17 protein-coding genes are annotated in these 19,027 nt (G+C 57.1%); 8 read left to right on the top strand and 9 right to left on the bottom strand.

What is annotated here, in order from left to right:
- Window positions 1–22: 22 nt before the first annotated feature.
- Entirely contained in the window at window positions 23–2,401 is a 2,379-nt protein-coding gene (ppsA, locus tag ACQG0S_RS09250) for a phosphoenolpyruvate synthase (RefSeq protein WP_048966246.1), read from the bottom strand.
- A gap of 335 nt (window positions 2,402–2,736) precedes the next feature.
- Between ppsA and ppsR the strand changes: the two genes are divergently transcribed.
- The 8 genes from ppsR to ACQG0S_RS09210 all read left to right on the top strand — a co-directional run bounded on the left by ppsR (window position 2,737) and on the right by ACQG0S_RS09210 (window position 10,867).
- The gene (gene ppsR / locus ACQG0S_RS09245; RefSeq protein WP_017384644.1) at window positions 2,737–3,570 is read left to right on the top strand and encodes a posphoenolpyruvate synthetase regulatory kinase/phosphorylase PpsR; all 834 of its coding nucleotides are present in this window, start codon (window positions 2,737–2,739) and stop codon (window positions 3,568–3,570) included.
- A gap of 150 nt (window positions 3,571–3,720) precedes the next feature.
- Window positions 3,721–4,767: a 3-deoxy-7-phosphoheptulonate synthase AroH gene (gene aroH, locus ACQG0S_RS09240; RefSeq protein ID WP_038415903.1), complete on the top strand. Its 1,047-nt coding sequence runs from the start codon at window positions 3,721–3,723 to the stop codon at window positions 4,765–4,767.
- Window positions 4,768–4,976: 209 nt separating this feature from the next.
- Window positions 4,977–5,165 carry a hemin uptake protein HemP gene (gene hemP / locus ACQG0S_RS09235; protein WP_022647850.1) on the top strand — a complete coding sequence of 63 codons (189 nt, stop codon included), beginning with the start codon at window positions 4,977–4,979 and terminating at the stop codon, window positions 5,163–5,165.
- A gap of 76 nt (window positions 5,166–5,241) precedes the next feature.
- Window positions 5,242–7,224: a TonB-dependent hemoglobin/transferrin/lactoferrin family receptor gene (locus ACQG0S_RS09230; protein ID WP_169441050.1), complete on the top strand. Its 1,983-nt coding sequence runs from the start codon at window positions 5,242–5,244 to the stop codon at window positions 7,222–7,224.
- 35 nt (window positions 7,225–7,259) lie between these two features.
- A complete protein-coding gene (chuS, locus tag ACQG0S_RS09225) occupies window positions 7,260–8,288 on the top strand; it encodes a hematinate-forming heme oxygenase ChuS (RefSeq protein ID WP_038417025.1) in 1,029 nt (342 codons plus the stop codon).
- Complete coding sequence (locus ACQG0S_RS09220) at window positions 8,285–9,103, top strand: heme/hemin ABC transporter substrate-binding protein (RefSeq protein ID WP_032624390.1); 819 nt, start codon at window positions 8,285–8,287, stop codon at window positions 9,101–9,103. The genes chuS and ACQG0S_RS09220 overlap by 4 nt, the downstream gene beginning before the upstream one ends.
- Window positions 9,103–10,095, top strand: coding sequence for a FecCD family ABC transporter permease (locus tag ACQG0S_RS09215; protein WP_023299913.1), 993 nt, complete (start codon window positions 9,103–9,105; stop codon window positions 10,093–10,095). The genes ACQG0S_RS09220 and ACQG0S_RS09215 overlap by 1 nt, the downstream gene beginning before the upstream one ends.
- Window positions 10,088–10,867: a heme ABC transporter ATP-binding protein gene (locus tag ACQG0S_RS09210; protein ID WP_169441048.1), complete on the top strand. Its 780-nt coding sequence runs from the start codon at window positions 10,088–10,090 to the stop codon at window positions 10,865–10,867. The genes ACQG0S_RS09215 and ACQG0S_RS09210 overlap by 8 nt, the downstream gene beginning before the upstream one ends.
- On the opposite strand, the gene selO is transcribed toward ACQG0S_RS09210, so the two are convergent.
- The 8 genes from selO to pheT all read right to left on the bottom strand — a co-directional run bounded on the left by selO (window position 10,864) and on the right by pheT (window position 19,026).
- The gene (selO, locus tag ACQG0S_RS09205; RefSeq protein ID WP_155025363.1) at window positions 10,864–12,306 is read right to left on the bottom strand and encodes a protein adenylyltransferase SelO; all 1,443 of its coding nucleotides are present in this window, start codon (window positions 12,304–12,306) and stop codon (window positions 10,864–10,866) included. The genes ACQG0S_RS09210 and selO overlap by 4 nt on opposite strands.
- 61 nt (window positions 12,307–12,367) lie before the next feature.
- Complete coding sequence (locus ACQG0S_RS09200) at window positions 12,368–13,081, bottom strand: EAL domain-containing protein (protein WP_022647843.1); 714 nt, start codon at window positions 13,079–13,081, stop codon at window positions 12,368–12,370.
- A gap of 292 nt (window positions 13,082–13,373) precedes the next feature.
- Complete coding sequence (locus ACQG0S_RS09195; RefSeq protein ID WP_015570730.1) at window positions 13,374–13,838, bottom strand: NlpC/P60 family protein; 465 nt, start codon at window positions 13,836–13,838, stop codon at window positions 13,374–13,376.
- A 72-nt stretch (window positions 13,839–13,910) separates the two neighbouring features.
- On the bottom strand, window positions 13,911–14,666 hold the full coding sequence (btuD, locus tag ACQG0S_RS09190; RefSeq protein WP_046618262.1) for a vitamin B12 ABC transporter ATP-binding protein BtuD: 756 nt from the start codon (window positions 14,664–14,666) through the stop codon (window positions 13,911–13,913).
- The gene (locus ACQG0S_RS09185; protein WP_022650905.1) at window positions 14,666–15,217 is read right to left on the bottom strand and encodes a glutathione peroxidase; all 552 of its coding nucleotides are present in this window, start codon (window positions 15,215–15,217) and stop codon (window positions 14,666–14,668) included. Before ACQG0S_RS09185 ends, btuD begins: the two co-directional genes overlap by 1 nt.
- Before the next feature lie 33 nt (window positions 15,218–15,250).
- Window positions 15,251–16,231, bottom strand: a complete 981-nt coding sequence (gene btuC / locus ACQG0S_RS09180) for a vitamin B12 ABC transporter permease BtuC (protein ID WP_023299909.1) — start codon at window positions 16,229–16,231, stop codon at window positions 15,251–15,253.
- A gap of 103 nt (window positions 16,232–16,334) precedes the next feature.
- Window positions 16,335–16,634: an integration host factor subunit alpha gene (ihfA, locus tag ACQG0S_RS09175; protein ID WP_003857805.1), complete on the bottom strand. Its 300-nt coding sequence runs from the start codon at window positions 16,632–16,634 to the stop codon at window positions 16,335–16,337.
- 4 nt (window positions 16,635–16,638) lie between these two features.
- Window positions 16,639–19,026, bottom strand: a complete 2,388-nt coding sequence (pheT, locus tag ACQG0S_RS09170; protein ID WP_063137544.1) for a phenylalanine--tRNA ligase subunit beta — start codon at window positions 19,024–19,026, stop codon at window positions 16,639–16,641.
- Between the last annotated feature and the right edge of the window lies 1 nt (window position 19,027).

Here is a 19,027-nt window from a genome sequence, read left to right as displayed (position 1 = left end):
CCTTTTTCAGGTTATGCAGGTTTTACTTGTTCAGCTCTGCCAGGCTCAGCCAGGTTTGCACCACGGTGTCCGGGTTCAGGGAGAGGCTATCAATCCCCTCATCCATCAGCCAGGCCGCAAAGTCTTCATGGTCAGAAGGACCCTGCCCGCAGATCCCGACATATTTACCCTGTTTCTTCGCCGCACGGATGGCCATGGAGAGCAGCGCTTTCACCGCCTCGTTACGCTCATCAAACAGCTCAGAGACGACGCCGGAGTCGCGGTCCAGGCCGAGCGCCAGCTGCGTCATATCATTCGAACCAATGGAGAAGCCGTCGAAGTGCTCCAGGAACTGCTCGGCCAGCAGGGCGTTGGACGGAATTTCACACATCATGATGATCTTCAGCCCGTTCTCGCCGCGCTTCAGCCCCTGACGCGCCAGCTCATCCACCACCGCTTTCGCCTGATCCACGGTACGGACGAACGGGATCATGATTTCCACGTTGGTCAGCCCCATGTCGTTGCGCACGCGTTTTACCGCTTCGCACTCCAGCGCGAAGCAGTCGCGGAAGCTTTCCGACACGTAGCGTCCGGCGCCGCGGAAGCCCAGCATCGGGTTCTCTTCTTCCGGCTCGTAGCGTTCGCCGCCCACCAGGTTGGCATATTCGTTGGACTTAAAGTCCGACAGACGCACGATCACGCGTTTCGGGTAGAAGGCCGCGCCGAGCGTGGCGATGCCTTCCGTCAGGCGACCGACATAGAACTCTCTCGGCGAGTCGTAACCCTTCATCATCTCGCGGATTTCGTTTTGCAGCTTCGCGTCCTGGTCGTCAAACTCCAGCAGCGCGCGCGGGTGAACGCCGATCATGCGGTTGATGATGAATTCCAGACGCGCCAGGCCCACGCCTTCGTTCGGCAGGCAGGCGAAGTCAAACGCGCGATCCGGGTTACCGACGTTCATCATGATTTTCAGCGGCAGGTCCGGCATGGTATCCACGCTGGAGCTCTTCACGCTGAAGTCGAGGATATCGGCATACACGTAACCGGTATCGCCTTCGGCACAGGAGACCGTCACGTTCTGGTCGTCCTTCATGCGTTCGGTCGCGTCACCGCAGCCGACTACCGCCGGGATCCCCAGCTCACGGGCAATGATAGCCGCGTGACAGGTACGGCCACCGCGGTTGGTGACGATAGCAGCCGCTTTCTTCATGATCGGCTCCCAGTCCGGGTCGGTCATGTCGGTCACCAGCACGTCGCCAGGCTGAATGCGATTCATCTCGCTGATATCGTGGATCACTTTCACCGGACCGGCACCGATACGGTGACCGATTGCGCGGCCTTCCGCGACAATTTTGCCCTGCGCGTGCAGGGTGTAGCGCTCCATGACCTGACCGCGTGAACGGACGGTTTCCGGACGCGCCTGCACGATAAACAGCTTGCCGGTGTGTCCGTCTTTGGCCCACTCGATGTCCATCGGACGGCCATAGTGTTTTTCAATCTGCACCGCCTGCTTTGCCAGCTCTTCCACTTCGGCGTCGGTGAGCGAGAAGCGATCCCGCTGCTCCTGCGGCACATCTTCAATGGTGACCTGCTTGCCATGCTCTTGCGTCGGGGCATAGATCATGCGGATTTTTTTCGAGCCCATGGTGCGGCGTACCACTGCCGGACGGTTAGCCGCCAGCGTAGGCTTATGCACGTAGAATTCGTCAGGGTTCACCGCCCCCTGCACCACCATCTCGCCCAGACCCCATGCGGAGGTGATAAACACCACCTGGTCGAAGCCGGATTCCGTGTCGATAGAGAACATCACGCCGGAAGAGCCTACGTCGGAGCGCACCATGCGCTGTACGCCTGCGGAGAGCGCGACGCCGCGGTGGTCATAGCCCTGATGCACGCGATAGGAGATGGCGCGGTCGTTGAACAGGGAAGCAAACACATGCTTCACCGCCACCAGTACCGCCTCGTAACCCTGAACGTTGAGGAAGGTTTCCTGCTGTCCGGCGAAAGAGGCATCCGGCATATCTTCCGCGGTAGCGGAAGAGCGCACGGCAAAGGAGGCCTGCACGTCGTCAGCGGAGAGCTGGTTGTAGGCGTCATGGATGGCTTTTTCCAGTTCCGGCTGGAAAGGTGTGTCGATGATCCACTGGCGGATTTGCGCGCCGGCTTTGGCAAGCTCGGTGACATCATCAATATCCGTTTTATCCAGCAGGTCGTAAATGCGCTGGTTTACACCGCTCTGGTCTAAAAACAGGTTAAACGCATCGGCGGTTGTGGCAAACCCGTTTGGTACGGAGACACCCATACCGGACAGATTTGTAATCATTTCACCCAGGGAGGCATTTTTGCCCCCAACTCTGTCTACATCATTCATGCCGAGTTGGTTATACCAAAGCACCAGCGGTGACGAGCCATTGTTGGACATCGAAACAATCCTTTTGTGATATTTGATCGGAGTAAGAAACACCTGACTACGTATTTATACTGGCATATTTATTTCCGCTAAAAAAACGGTGAATCGTGTAAGCAATTTAAATTTTCAACTTTTCGGACAGTTTCCCCGCACTCGCTAACCCGATGATTCCTATAGATTCCGGCAAAAACCATAGAAATAACGCCGCTAATCAGAAAATGAAATCCACTTTTCAGGAAAATCAAAAACACCATTTCATTTTAAATTCAGATAAGTTCTTTGCTGTGCAATTAACTTTTTTAATTTATGCTTTCAGGCAATTACGTACGCTATTCTGGGTGGATAAAATGGATAATGCTGTCGATCGTCACGTTTTTTATATTTCTGATGGGACGGCGATTACCGCCGAGGTGCTGGGACACGCGGTGATGTCGCAGTTTCCCGTGTCGATAAACAGCATCACGCTGCCGTTCGTGGAAAACGAGAGCCGGGCCAAAGCGGTCAAGGACCAGATCGACGCCATTTACCAGCAGACCGGTGTTCGTCCGCTGGTGTTCTATTCCATTGTGATCCCTGAGATCCGCAACATCATTCTGCAAAGCGAGGGCTTCTGTCAGGATATCGTGCAGGCGCTGGTTGCACCCTTGCAAAGCGAGCTGAAGCTCGACCCAACGCCGATCGCTCACCGTACCCACGGGCTGAACCCCGGCAACCTGACCAAATACGATGCGCGTATTGCCGCCATTGACTACACTCTGGCGCACGACGACGGGATCTCGCTGCGCAATCTGGACCAGGCGCAGGTCATTTTGCTTGGCGTGTCGCGCTGCGGTAAAACCCCCACCAGCCTTTACCTGGCAATGCAGTTTGGCATTCGCGCCGCCAACTACCCCTTTATTGCCGATGATATGGACAACCTGGTGCTGCCTGCCGCGCTCAAGCCGCTTCAGCATAAGCTGTTTGGGCTGACCATCAACCCGGAACGACTGGCGGCGATCCGCGAAGAACGTCGCGAGAACAGCCGCTACGCCTCAATGCGCCAGTGCCGAATGGAAGTCTCCGAAGTCGAAGCGCTGTACCGGAAAAATCAGATCCCCTGGCTGAACAGTACCAACTATTCAGTAGAAGAAATTGCCACCAAGATCCTCGATATCATGGGACTGAATCGCCGCATGTACTAATATGCTAGTACATTAATCCAGTTTCAGTTATTATCATGCCATCCTCGGGGCGACGTGCCCCGAACTTGAAATCAGCAGGGATTGGTTTAAGGTGATGCCCATCACTTCCCGGTAGTCTGCCGATGAAGCAAAAAATTTCTGAGACATTCCATGAACAAAACCGACGAACTGCGCACCGCGCGCATTGATAGCCTGGTCACCCCGGCTGAACTTGCCCGGCTGCACCCCGTTTCCGCCGAGGTGGCGGACCATGTGACGGCCTCCCGTCGCCGCATCGAAAAAATTCTCAATGGTGAAGACAAACGTCTTCTGGTAGTAATTGGCCCCTGCTCCATCCACGACCTGGACGCGGCGATGGATTATGCACAACGCCTTCAGACGCTGCGCGTCACGTATCAGGATCGCCTGGAGATCGTGATGCGTACCTACTTTGAAAAGCCGCGTACCGTCGTGGGCTGGAAAGGATTGATATCCGATCCCGATCTGAACGGTAGTTACCGGGTGAATCACGGCATTGCGCTGGCGCGCAAGCTGCTGCTACAGGTTAACGAGCTGGGCGTGCCGACCGCTACCGAATTTCTGGATATGGTGACCGGACAGTTTATTGCCGACCTCATTAGCTGGGGCGCGATTGGCGCGCGTACCACCGAAAGCCAGATCCACCGTGAAATGGCGTCGGCGCTCTCCTGTCCGGTGGGCTTCAAAAACGGTACGGACGGCAATACCCGCATCGCCGTTGATGCCATCCGCGCGTCACGCGCCAGCCATATGTTCCTCTCCCCGGATAAAAACGGCCAGATGACCATCTACCAGACCAGCGGCAACCCGTTCGGACATATCATTATGCGTGGCGGTAAAAAACCGAATTACCATGCAGAAGATATTGCCGCCGCCTGCGAAACGCTGGCGGAATTTGACCTGCCGGAGCATCTGGTGGTGGATTTCAGCCACGGCAACTGCCAGAAACAGCACCGCCGCCAGCTGGACGTCTGCGATGAAGTCTGCCAGCAGATCCGCAGCGGCTCGACCGCCATTGCAGGAATTATGGCGGAGAGCTTTATCAAAGAAGGTACGCAGAAGATCGTCGCCGGACAGCAAATGGTGTACGGCCAGTCGATCACCGACCCGTGTCTGAGCTGGGAAGACAGCGAGCTGCTGCTGGAGAAGCTGGCTTCAGCCGTGGACACGCGATTTTAAAATCCTGCCGGGTGACGCTGCGCTTACCCGGCCTACGGTACGTGCCCTTCTCCCTCTCCCCGTGGGAGAGGGTCGGGGTGAGGGCATCAGACCGCACCTCTCCCCCAAATTTGATCCCGTCACACAATTTTCATAAAAACGCTTGCCGTGAATTTGCAGTTTATTGATAATGATTATCATTGTTACATTGATTGTTATTTATAAACATTATGTCACCGACCGATAACAGCGCGGCAACGCCAGTAAAAACACACACAGCGCCGTCCCCTGCTCCCACCGATCGCCGAATCGACAGCAAAAGCCTGTTGGGTGAGGAGGGACGGGTCATTATCGAGCATGACGGCCAGCACTACCTGCTGCGCCAGACCAATGCCGGAAAACTGATCCTGACTAAATAATCCAGACAACACATTCGCCAGCCACCCAGGTGATCCCCAGGCAGCCAGCGCTTTTCAATTCTTATGGAGAGTTGCTATGCCACACCTGCAATCCGCGTCTTTACGCCCGTCTCTTCTGGCGCTGGCAATTGTCAGCACCCTGCCGGGCGTTGCGTTTGCCGCCACAGACGATATCACCGTTACCGCCACCGGCAACGCCCGCAGCGCCTTCGAAGCCCCCATGATGGTAAGCGTGATTGACGCCACCGCGCCGGAAAACCAGACCGCCAGCTCCGCCGCCGACCTGCTGCGCAAGGTGCCCGGCCTGACGCTGGACGGCACCGGGCGCACCAACGGTCAGGACGTTAACCTGCGCGGTTACGACCGACGTGGCGTGCTGGTGCTGGTGGATGGCGTACGCCAGGGCACCGATACCGGACACCTGAACAGCACGTTCCTCGATCCGGCGCTGATCAAACGTATCGAAGTGGTACGTGGCCCTTCCGCCTTGCTGTACGGCAGCGGCGCGCTGGGCGGCGTAATTTCATATGACACCGTCGACGCCAGCGATATGCTGGACGCAGGTAAAAATAGCGGCTATCGCGTATTTGCTACCGGTGCAACGGGCGATCACAGCATCGGGATGGGCGCCAGCGCCTATGGCCGCACCGATACCCTGGACGGTGTGGTCTCCTGGTCCAGTCGCGATCGCGGCGACATTCGCCAGAGTGACGGCGCGAGGGCGCCAAACGACGAATCCATCAACAATATGCTGGCGAAAGGCAGCTGGAAAATTGATCCGGCTCAGACGCTGAGCGGCTCCCTGCGCTACTACAACAACGACGCGCAGGAGCCGAAAAACCCGCAGACCACGGATGCCAACAGCAGTAACCCGATGACCGATCGTTCCACCATTCAGCGCGATGCCCAGCTTGGCTACCGCATTGCGCCAGCCGGAAACGACTGGCTGAACGCCGATGCGAAAATTTACTGGTCCGAAGCGCGGATCAACGCCCAGAACATCGACGCCAGCGGCGAGTTCCGTAAGCAGACCACCAAAGGCGGCAAAGTGGAAAACCGCACCCGCCTGTTCAGCGACTCCTTCGCCTCGCACCTGCTGACCTACGGCGGGGAATACTACCGTCAGGAGCAACACCCTGGCGGCGCGACCACCGGCTTCCCGGACGCTAAAATCGACTTCAGCTCCGGCTGGTTGCAGGATGAGATCACCCTGCGCGACCTGCCGGTAACGCTTCTCGGCGGGACGCGTTACGACAACTACCGCGGCAGCAGCGACGGTTACGACGACGTGGATGCGGATAAATGGTCATCACGCGCCGGGTTAACCGTGAGTCCAACCGACTGGCTGATGCTCTTCGGCTCTTACGCCCAGGCCTTCCGCGCGCCAACGATGGGCGAGATGTATAACGACTCAAAGCACTTCTCTATCGGCAGCTTCTACACTAACTACTGGGTGCCGAACCCGAACCTGCGTCCGGAGACCAACGAAACCCAGGAGTTCGGTTTTGGGCTGCGTTTTGACGATCTGCTACTCGCCAACGACGCGCTGGAGTTCAAAGCCAGCTACTTCGACACCAAAGCAAAAGATTACATCTCTACCACCGTCGATTTTGCGGCGGCCACTACCATGTCCTATAACGTACCAAATGCCAAAATCTGGGGCTGGGACATGATGGCGACCTACTCGACCAGCCTGTTCAACCTCGACGTGGCCTACAACCGCACGCGCGGGAAAGATACCGACACGGGTGAATATATCTCCAGCATCAACCCGGACACCGTCACCAGCAAGCTGGATATCCCGGTGGCGCAAAGCGGCTTCTCCGTGGGCTGGATCGGCACCTTCGTCGAACGTTCAACGCACATCAGCAGCAGCTACAGCGAGCAGCCTGGCTACGCAGTAAATGATTTCTACGTCAGCTATAAAGGCCAGCAGCAGTTCAAAGGCATCACCACCACCCTCGTACTGGGGAACGCCTTTGATAAAGCCTACTGGTCACCGCAGGGCATTCCGCAGGACGGTCGCAACGGTAAAATTTTCGTCAGTTATCAATGGTAATTCCCTTCGGGGCAACGATTCAGAAGGATAAGATTATGGGTCACTACACACGCTGGCTTGAGCTTAAAGAAGAACATCCGGGTAAGTACGCCCGTGATATCGCCGGATTAATGCACATCAGCGAAGCAGAGCTGGCATTTGCGCGCGTTGGACACGACGCCTGGCGGCTGCGCGGTGAAATCCGCGAGATTCTGGCAGCGCTGGAGTCCGTGGGGGAAACCAAATGCATCTGCCGTAACGAATACGCCGTTCACGAACAGGTTGGAGCGTTTACTCACCAGCACCTCGGCGGTCATGCCGGGCTGGTGCTTAATCCGCGCGCGCTGGATCTGCGTTTGTTCCTCAACCAGTGGGCGAGCGCGTTTCACATTAGCGAAACGACCTCCCGCGGCGAACGTCAGAGCATTCAGTTCTTCGATCATCAGGGCGACGCTTTACTGAAGGTCTACACCACGGATCACACCGACGTTGCCGCCTGGGGCGACGTGCTGACCCGTTTTATCATTGCCGATAACCCCGCTCTGGCGCTGAAGGCTGTCGAAGCCCCCGCGCATTCCGACGGTGCAGATGCAGGCTCGGTGGAGAAAGAGTGGCGCGCCATGACCGACGTGCATCAATTCTTTAGCTTATTGAAGCGCCATAACCTGAGCCGCCAGCAGGCGTTTCGTCTGGTGAGTGACGATCTGGCCTGTAAGGTGGATAACAGCGCGCTGGCACAACTGCTGGAGAGGGCGCAACAGGACGGAAACGAAATCATGATCTTCGTCGGCAACCGCGGTTGCGTGCAGATCTTCACCGGTGTGGTGGAAAAACTGACGCCCATGAAGGGCTGGCTGAACATCTTCAACCCAACCTTTACCCTGCATCTGCTGGAGGAGACTATCGCGGAGACGTGGGTTACGCGTAAGCCCACGGCAGACGGACACGTTACCAGCCTGGAGCTGTTTGCTGCGGATGGAACTCAGATCGCCCAGCTCTACGGGCAGCGTACCGAAGGCGAGCCGGAGCAGAGCCAGTGGCGCCGCCAGATTGACGCTCTGACGCCAGAAGGGCTGGCCGCATGAAAAACTGGTTTGCCCTGCTCTGCGCCCTGCCGCTGGTCGCCGTCGCCGCGCCGGAGAGAATTGTCGCCCTCGGCGGCGACGTGACGGAGATCGTCTACGCTCTCGGCGCGGAATCTTCTCTGGTTGCGCGCGACAGTACCAGCCAGTGGCCGCAGGCGACAAACGCGCTGCCTGACGTGGGGTATCTCCGCCAGCTGAATGCGGAGGGAATTCTGTCCGTACGCCCGACGCTGGTGCTGGCAAGCGACCAGGCGCAACCCTCTCTGGCGCTGAAACAGGTTGAACAGAGCCACGTCCGGGTGGTTACCGTTCCCGGCACGCCTGACCTGCGCACGATTGACGAAAAAGTGCGGGTGATAGCTCAGGCGACGCATCATGAGGTGCAAGGGGAAACCCTGCGCAACTCGCTGCGTCAGGCGCTGGCGGCTCTGCCCTCAACACCGCTCAACAAGCGGGTGCTGTTTATCCTCAGCCACGGCGGAATGACCGCAATGGCGGCCGGGCAACAGACCGGCGCGGATGCGGCAATACGCGCCGCCGGGTTGCAGAACGCCATGCAGGGCTTTACCCGCTATCAGCCGCTCTCCCAGGAGGGGGTAATGGCCAGCCAGCCGGATCTAGTGGTGATTTCGCAGGACGGCCTTAACGCGCTGGGCGGCGAACAAAATCTGTGGAAACTGCCCGGCCTGGCGCAAACGCCAGCGGGGCGAAGCAAGCAGGTGCTGGCTATTGATGACATGGCCCTGCTGGGCTTCAGCGTCCGCACGCCGAAAGCCATACAACAGTTGCGTGCCAGAGCGGAGCAACTGCCCTGATGTCCCGGCGCATCACGTTATCGTTATGGCTTCTGGCGGGGTTGCTTACCGTCATGACGTTCATGGCTACCGGTTTTGGGGCGTTACGCCTGCCGGTGAACGTGCTGTGGAGCGGCAGCGATGAGACGCTACGCCAGATCTGGCTCACCATCCGTCTGCCCCGCGTGCTGCTGGCGCTGGTGATTGGCGGGTCGCTGGCGCTCGCCGGCTGCGTCATGCAGGGGCTGTTCCGCAATCCGCTGGCCGACCCGGGCCTGCTCGGGATCAGCAGCGGTGCGGCGCTGGCCGTCGCCCTGTGGGTGGTGCTCCCGCTCTCGCTGCCCGCGCTGGTGATGCTTTATGCCCCGATGCTGGCGGCATTTTTTGGGGCGCTGGCAGCCACAGGCGTGATCTTCCTGCTCAGCAAGCAGCGTGACACCTCTCTGTCACGTCTGTTGCTGGTGGGTATCGCCATCAATGCCCTGTGCGGTGCGGCAGTGGGTGTGCTTTCGTGGGTCAGCAATGACGCCCAGTTGCGTCAGCTTTCACTCTGGGGAATGGGAAGTCTCGGTCAGGCGCAGTGGTCAACGCTGCTCGCCGTGATCTCGCTGATGGTGCCTGCCGCTCTGGCGATCTGGCGTTGTGCCAGCGCGTTAAATTTACTGCAACTGGGTGAAGAGGAAGCGCATTATCTCGGCGTGGACGTTGCCCTTGTACAGCGAATATTACTGTTATGCAGCGCTCTGCTGGTCGCTGCGGCTGTCGCCGTCAGCGGCGTGATTGGCTTTGTCGGACTCGTGGTGCCGCACCTGATGCGCATGTGGCTGGGCGCCGATCACCGGGCAACCCTCCCCGGCACGGTTCTCGCAGGCGCTTTTCTGCTGCTGGTGGCGGATACGGTAGCCCGCACTCTGGTCGCCCCGGCAGAAATGCCGGTCGGGTTGCTCACCAGCATCCTTGGCGCCCCCTGGTTCTTATGGCTCATTTTTCGTCGTGGAGAACAGCATGGCTGAACGTTATACGGCTGAAAATCTGACTTTTACCCGGTCTGGCCGCACGCTGACAGATAACGTTTCGCTGTCACTGTCGCAGGGAGAGCTGGTTACATTGATCGGTCCCAACGGCGCGGGGAAATCCACGCTGCTGCGGCTGCTGACCGGCTACCTGAAACCCGACAGCGGCAGCTGTTCGCTGGCGGGGAAAGCGCTGGATGAATGGCACCCGGAGACGCTGTCCCGCTATCGGGCAGTGATGCGTCAGCATACTCAGCCTGGATTTGACTGGCTGGTGGAGGAGATCGTTGGAATGGGGCGTGCGCCCTGGTCGCGTCAACCTGAACCGTCGATTGTGCGTGAGGTGATGCAGCTGACCGGTTGCCTGCCGCTGGCTGGCAGACGTTATCATTCCCTCTCGGGCGGCGAGCAGCAGCGCGTTCAGCTCGCCCGCGCGCTGGCGCAGCTGTGGCGTGAGGGAACGCCGCGCGGCTGGCTGTTTCTCGACGAACCCACTTCAGCGCTGGATCTCTACCACCAGCAGCATCTGCTGCGCCTGTTGAAATCGCTGACCCGTCAGGGCCATCTTCACGCCTGCGTGGTGCTGCACGATCTCAATCTTGCCGCATTATGGTCGGACCGGATCCTGCTGTTACACAACGGCAGGATTGTTTCTCAGGGCATACCGGAGACGGTATTGCAGGCCGACGCGCTGGCCCGCTGGTACGGTGCGCAGGTGCACGTCGGCAGACATCCGGCGCACGCCGCACCGCAGGTTTTTCTCGCCCCTTAGCTTGAGCAGCTCACTTCCAGTCGCTTGCCCCAGTCCGGCGGGCGGCTGACATAGTCATCCTCCCGGTCGGCAAACGGCGTGCGCAGGGCGATATGCAGCCGATGCAGCTCGGCATAATCCCCCTGCTCAGCCTGCTCAATAGCCCGCTGCGCCAGCCAGTTGCGCAACACCATCGCCGGGTTAACCGCCTTCATCCGCGCCTGGCGGGTATCGTCATCAATCTGTTCCTGCTGTAAACGCGCCCGGTAAGTGGCAAACCAGTCATCAAACGCCTGTCGATCGATGAACTCGTCACGCAGCGGTGAAGCGGCGCTCTGCTGCGCAGTCTGGCTTAGCATACGGAAGGTTCGGGTATAGTCGCTGCCTTCACGCGCCATGATGGCAAACAGCCCATTCAGCAGCGCGTTATCGCCTTTTTCCTGCGTCATCAGCCCCAGCTTGTTGCGCATTAACACACCATATTCCCGCAGCAAAACCTCCTGATAGATATCGAGCGCATCGTTCAGGGCATCGACGTCGATAAACGGCGACAGGCTTTGCGCAAGCCGCTGAAGGTTCCACAGCCCCACCGCAGGCTGGTTGTCGAAACGGTAACGCCCCTGATAGTCCGAATGGTTACAGATGTAACCCGGTTGATAGTCATCAAGGAAGCCGTACGGACCGTAGTCAAACGTCAGCCCTAACAGGGACATGTTGTCGGTATTCATCACCCCGTGGGCAAAGCCGACGGCCTGCCAGCGGGCAATCATTGAGGCGGTGCGCGCGACAATATCACGGAACCAGAGAACATAGCGGTCCGGTTCGTTTTGCAGGTGCGGCCAGTGACGTCGAAGGGCGTAATCGGCAAGCTGGCGGACTTTATCCGGCTCGCGGCGATAGTAGAAGTGTTCAAAATGGCCAAAACGCAGATGGCTTTCCGCCACGCGGATCAGCATCGCCCCCTGCTCTATCGTCTCGCGGGCCACCGGCGTGTCGCTGGTGACAATGGACAGCGCGCGTGAGGTGGGGATCCCCAGGGCATGCATCGCCTCGGAAGCCAGACTTTCACGAATGGTTGAACGCAGCACCGCGCGGCCATCCCCCATGCGTGAGTACGGTGTTAACCCTGCCCCTTTCAGGTGCCAGTCGAGCGTTTCGCCATTCGGCAGAACCTGTTCACCCAGCAGGATGCCGCGACCATCGCCGAGCTGTCCCGCCCAGACGCCAAACTGATGTCCGCTGTAGACCTGAGCCAGAGGCTTCATGCCCGGAAGCAGCGTTTCGCCGCCCCAGACACCGGCGCCCTTTTCTGGCTGAAAAAATGTCGAAGGGATGCCAAGCGAATCCGCTAATGCATCGTTATGCCAGATAAGACGCGCGTTCTGTAAAGGCGTGGGCTTAAGCGCGGTGTAAAAGCCGGGTAATTCATCGTGCCAGTGAGCAGTAAAAGACAGGGTCATAAGTCCTCCTGCTTTAAGTGTAGAGGGTTTCCCTTGACGTAAACACGGGCGAAGAAAGGGGTTATTGCTGAACGAGGGTCGTTACGCGTTCTGCCGGGACTGCAGGCCACAGGGTTCCCTGCATTGCGCCAAAATTGAAGGGCAGCACGCGTTGTAAGATGCCGTGATCGTCAATTCCCGAGACCATGACCGACTGACAATGCGGCGCGATCTGCCAGAGAATGGCGCGCATAAATGGCTCGAAAGAGAGCGCCGAGACGCGCTGATGAATAAAGTTTTTATCCAAAATCACCCGTTTGAACAGACCATCATAAACCGGTTTAAGGGATGCAGCCCCTGCACCAAAGTTAGCCAGCACTAAGGGGAAATGGATCGCCATTCTTGCAAGCGTCAGATCGTCTTTCCCGTTATTTAAACCTGGATAGTTCTCATTAACAGTAAACTCAAGAAACGGATAACGATCAAGGATTGAAACAGCGTTCTCATTAGTTAATAAAAACTCAACAATTGCAGGTGTAATATTGATCCATGCAATTAACTGATGCTGAATAAAAAATAGCTTACAGGTATCGAGTAATTGCAGTTTTTCCTGAAACAGCACTAATTCATCTTCCTGAGAAAGATGAGGGATAACCAGTTCAGTCGGGATTCGTACGTCCGTACCCACGCCAGTAAAGTTAACCAAAATCTCTAAACCTTTAAGCAAACCTGCACTATCACGCGCCGGAAGGAGTAAAAGTTCAGACTGGTAAGCATTATCTAGCGTAATAATCATCGCCCTTGTCCTGCATTAAAGATGAGAGAGAACATCCTGGAGCAATTGCAGGCACAATTCCACTGTCTTGATTTTAATAAGATTAATTTCATTCTTTCCGTATTAATTTTCAGATTTTTCCCTGAATCTAAAATAATCTTATCCTGGTTATTGAATAATAGCCAGTTTTAGATAAAACAGGCACATGCTGACAAAAATAAGTGGGCAAAAATTTTACTTTAATCCACCCGCAAGAAAAGCCTGACGTCTATTTTCACCGCCAGGCCCTCCGCACTGCATCTTTATGCAGCGGTTAAATACGCCTGGCCTGCCAGAAATTTTTACGCCAGTAAACATTATCGAGAGAGGAGCGCATCACGCCGCGGCTGGTCGAGGCATGAATGAACTGATTATCGGTGTCATAAATGCCGACATGAAGGCCGCTTTCACCGGAACCTGTTTTAAAAAAGACCAGATCGCCGGGCAGGAGCTCGTCTTTATCAATTTCAGTGCCGATTTTCGCCTGCATACGCGTTTCACGCGGAAGCTGTAGGTCAAATTTATCGCGGAAAGTCATCAGCACAAATCCCGAGCAATCCACCCCGCCCCGGCTCATCCCGCCGTAGCGATAAGGGGTGCCGCGCCAGTTGCTGAGCTGATCGTTCAGGCTGGCAATGACCGTAATGGAATCGGAAAGCCGTGGGTTAGGCGGAGGTGCACGATGGCTGCTGCATCCTGCAAGAAATAGCGCCGCAACAAGGAGAAACCAGAATCGCATTTCAGACGAATCCTCTGCTTTTTTTGTTCTTTCGGTAATTTAGCGTGCATCTATGCGGCTGTGCAAGAAAGGTTACTCCTGCGTCGTGGAAATGAGCATCTTGTGGCCTTCAATATCCAGCCTCCGGAACGACATGTGGTAAGCACTCGCAAGATTGGGGGCCGTCAGCACGCTGTCGCGCGTTCCGCTGGCAATCAGTTTGCCACGCGCCAGCAACCACACCCGATGCGCGTGGCGCAACGTATGGTTTAAATCATGGCTGCTCATCACAATGGCGATGCCCTTGCGACACAGCGCGCTGAGCAGAGTATCCAGCGCTGCCTGCTGGGCAACGTCCAGTCCGCTCATCGGCTCGTCCAGCAGCAGCAACCGCCCGTGAGGATTTCCCACCGGATGAACCTGAAGGATGACGGCGGCCAGACGCACGCGCTGCCATTCGCCACCGGAAAGCTGGCTGGCCTGTCGGGTGAGCTTATCGTCTAACCCGAGCGCCGCAGCAACGTCATGGAGCAATGCTACCTGATTTTTATCAGGCAGGTGCAGCGTCAGGTAGTGCCAGACGGGCATTGCAAAGGGCGGAACCTGCTGCTGAACCAGATAGCTTCGACGGGAGGCGAGTGTAGAGGGTAGCCAGTTGACGAGCGATTGCCCGAGAAAGGTAATCTCCCCTTCCCCGCGGGTCAGCCCCGCCATGCGCGCCAGCAGCGTGCTTTTTCCGGCGCCGTTAGGCCCAACCAGGTGAAGGATTTCACCTGCGTTGACTGCGGCGGTAACAGGCTCAAGACGTCCCTTCCCGGCAACGCCTGTGAGCTGCATCAGCAGCGTCATTATTTCGCCAGCGCCAGCTTGATTGATTCCATCACGATAGGATCTTCAGGCGTCATGTCAGGCGAGAAACGCTGCACGACCTGACCGTCACGGCCAATCAGGAATTTTTCGAAGTTCCACAGAATATCGTCCGGATAGAGCGGCGCGCGACCTTTGCTCGCCATACGCTCATAGAAACCACTCTCTTCAGGCGCAACGGCGGTCGGCGCCGCGGCCACCAGTTTGGCATACAGCGGATGACGATTTTCCCCGTTCACATCAATTTTGCTGAACATCGGGAACGTCACACCATAGGTTGTGCTGCAAAAGGTCTTAATCTCCTCTTCGCTGCCCGGCTCCTGGCCCAGGAACTGGTTGCACGGGAAGCCGAGTACGGTAAAGCCGTCTTTTTCCCAGGCTTTATGAATGTTTTCCAGCTGTTCATACTGCGGCGTAAGGCCACATTTCGATGCCACGTTCACGATGAGCAGTACCTTGCCCTTGTAGCCTTCCAGCGTGGTTTTCTCGCCGTCAATGGTAGTCACTTCGGTATTCAGAATATCAGACTGCATAGCATTCCCTCAGGTTGACTTACAGGTTGTGTTTTAACGTCCAGCTTTTAATAGTAGCCAGATAAAGACCGGTGCGCCCAGCGTTGCGGTCACCACGCCTATCGGCAACTCAGCGGCCGTCAGCGCAAGCCGGGCGATGATATCGGCAATCAGCAGTGTTGCCGCCCCGGCAACCGCCGAGGCAGGAAGCAGGGTTCGGTGGTCCGTAATACCGCACAGGCGCAGCATATGCGGGATCACCAGCCCAATAAAGCCAATCGCCCCCGCCAGCGCCACGCTTACGCCCACCATCCAGCCGATGGCGATAACCAGCGCGTTGCGCCAGAAGCCAATCGGCATCCCGAGCTGGCGAGCAGACGTTTCGCCCAGCGCGAGAATATTTAGCGGCTGCGCCTGGAACGCCGTCCACAGGATGACCGGGATCAGGAGCACCATCAGCCACCCCTGACGCCAGTCAACGCCACCAAATCCCCCCATCATCCAGTACATTAACTGGCGCAGATCGAAAGAGGTGGAGAAGTAGACGGCCCATGTCATCAGCGCGCTACAGATGATCCCCAACGCTACCCCGGCAAGCAGCAGCCGGCTGGTGGATAAATGGCGACGAGCAAAGCGCAGAAGGATAAGGGTTATCAACAGCGCGCCAAGGATAGCGCTGAGGCTAATCCCCCAGGCGGAGAGCTCGCCTCCCCCCAGCATCACGGCGGCGATAAGCCCGACGCCTGCGCCATTCGACACCCCGAGAAGTCCGGGTTCCGCCAGAGGGTTTTCAAATAATGCCTGCATGATCGTGCCGCACAGCGCCAGCGCAGCGCCGACTAAAAGCACAGCCAGCGTCCGTGGCAGGCGGATCTGCCAGACAAAGAGCTGTCCCTCAGGCGTAAACCAGCTTTCCGGTCCCAGCCACCGATCGCCCGCACACAGGCTGACGGTGGTGGCGACAATCATCAGCACCCCGAGCAGACACAGGCGGCGGAGATCGGAGCGGTGCTGAAGACGGGCAAGATCAAGCATAGACGATAGGTTATCCGGTTGAGATATCATTGATTTTACGGCGGGTTTAGCAAATAGCGCAAAGAAAAAAGGCCGCGTGAGCGGCCTTTTTAGTTAGTTCATATTACTCTGCTTTGGGCGTTGCGTTTTCGACACGGCTTTTTAACTTCTGTCCGGGTCTGAAGGTCACCACGCGGCGGGCTGTAATGGGAATATCTTCCCCCGTCTTCGGGTTACGGCCCGGACGTTGGTTTTTGTCTCGCAAATCAAAATTGCCAAAGCCGGAGAGTTTAACCTGCTCACCATTTTCCAGAGCACGACGGATCTCTTCGAAAAACAGCTCTACCAGCTCTTTGGCATCCCGTTTGCTAAGCCCAAGCTTATCAAACAGATATTCTGACATTTCAGCTTTTGTAAGCGCCATAGGTTCAATCCCTCAATGATGCCTGGAATCGCTCTTTTAATGCCTCTACACATTTGGCGACGGTAGCGGCAATCTCCTCTTCTTCGAGTGTACGGCTGGTATCCTGAAGGATAAGGCTAATAGCGAGGCTCTTGAAACCTTCTGCTACGCCCTTGCCGCGGTACACGTCAAATAAGTTTACGCCAACTACCTGATTTACGCCAACTTTCTTACATTCGGCCAAAATATCTGCTGCGGGCACATTTTCAGCGACCACAACCGCGATATCACGGCGGTTTGCCGGGAAGCGTGAGACGTCCTTTGCCTGAGGAATGACGCGGTCTGCAACCGGGTTCCACTCCAGCTCGAATACGATGGTACGGCCATTCAGATCCAGCTTACGTTCCAGCTCCGGGTGAACAACCCCAATAAAACCAACACGTTTGCCGTCTAAATAGATCGCCGCACTCTGGCCCGGATGCAGGGCTGGAATCGCTTCTGCGCGGAATTCAATTTCGGATAATTTACCGGTCAGATCGAGAATCGCTTCCAGATCGCCCTTCATATCGTAGAAATCAACCGTCCCTTTTGCCAGGTCCCAGTGCTCTTCATAGCGGTTACCGCTAATGGCGCCGGCCAGCATGAGATCCTGACGGATGCCTAAATTGGCCTGAGTATCCGGTACAAAGCGCAAACCGCTTTCGAAAATACGCACGCGGTTCTGCTGACGGTTCTGGTTATAAACGATAGTACCCAGCAGTCCCGTCCACAGGGACAGACGCATCGCTGACATCTCGCTGGAGATCGGGCTTGGCAGGATCAGCGCTTCCTGACCCGGGTGGATCAGCTGTTGCAGCTTAGGATCAACGAAGCTGTAGGTGATCACTTCCTGGTAGCCTTTGTCGTTCAGCATGGTTTTCACACGCTTCAGTGACAGATCGGCTTCGCGATGGCTGCCCATCACCAGACCCGCCTGCACCGGCTCGTCAGGGATATTGTTGTAGCCGTACACGCGGGCCACTTCTTCCACCAGATCTTCTTCGATCTCCATGTCGAAACGCCAGGATGGCGCAACGGCTTTCCACTCATCCTGACCTTCAGTCACTTCGCAGCCCAGACTCGTCAGAATGTCGGTCACCTGCGCATCGGCAACGTGGTGACCAATCAAACGATCCAGCTTGCTGCGGCGCAGAGTAATGGTCGCACGCTTCGGCAGCGCCGCTTGGTTGGTCACATCGATAACCGGACCCGCTTCGCCGCCGCAGATGTCGATCAGCAGGCGAGTCGCACGCTCCATCGCTTTGTATTGCAGCGCAGGATCCACGCCACGCTCATAGCGGTGAGAAGCGTCAGTGTGCAGACCGTGACGGCGTGCGCGGCCGGTGATGGAGAGCGGGCTGAAGAACGCGCATTCCAGCAGGACGTTTTGCGTCTCGTCGTTGACGCCAGAGTGCTCGCCGCCGAAGATCCCGCCCATCGCCAGCGCTTTGTTGTGATCGGCAATTACCAGGGTGTCGGCGTTCAGTTTCGCTTCGCTGCCGTCCAGCAGAACCAGGGTTTCGCCCTCTTTCGCCATGCGCACAATAATACCCCCTTCGATACGATCTTTATCGAAGGCGTGCATTGGCTGGCCCAGCTCCAGCAGAACATAGTTGGTCACGTCAACCACAGCGTCGATAGAACGGATACCACAGCGACGCAGTTTCTCTTTCATCCACAGCGGGGTTGGCGCTTTAACGTTAATACCTTTCACCACGCGACCGAGGTAGCGTGGGCAGGCCTCAGGGGCGTCAACCTGAATCGGCAGCACGTCACTGATGGTTGCCTCAACCGGAGCGATCTCCGGCTCGTTCAGTTCGGTCTGGTTCAGAACGGCCACGTCGCGGGCTACACCGATGATACCTAAGCAGTCGGCACGGTTTGGCGTCACGCTGATTTCGATGGTGTTGTCATCAAGCTTCAGGTATTCGCGGATATCGGTACCCACTGGTGCATCCTGCGGCAGCTCGATAATCCCGGAGTGATCGTCGGAAATGCCCAGCTCGGAGAAGGAGCACAGCATGCCTTCAGACGGCTCACCGCGCAGCTTAGCCGCTTTGATTTTGAAATCGCCCGGCAGTACCGCGCCGACGGTCGCCACGGCTACCTTCAGGCCCTGTCGGCAGTTTGGCGCACCGCAGACGATATCCAGCAGACGGTCACCGCCCACATTGACTTTTGTTACGCGCAGTTTGTCGGCGTTAGGGTGCTGGCCACACTCAACCACTTCACCTACCACGACGCCGGTAAAGGCGCCAGAAACAGGATCCACGCCATCAACTTCCAGACCCGCCATGGTGATCTGGTTAGAGAGCGCGTCGCTGTCCAGCGTGGTGTTAACCCATTCGCGTAACCACAGTTCACTGAATTTCATT

The sequence above is a fragment of the Enterobacter cloacae complex sp. 418I7 genome, assembly GCF_050030705.1.
GTDB classification, from domain to species: domain Bacteria; phylum Pseudomonadota; class Gammaproteobacteria; order Enterobacterales; family Enterobacteriaceae; genus Enterobacter; species Enterobacter intestinihominis.
This window is presented reverse-complemented; position numbering and strand designations above follow the sequence as displayed.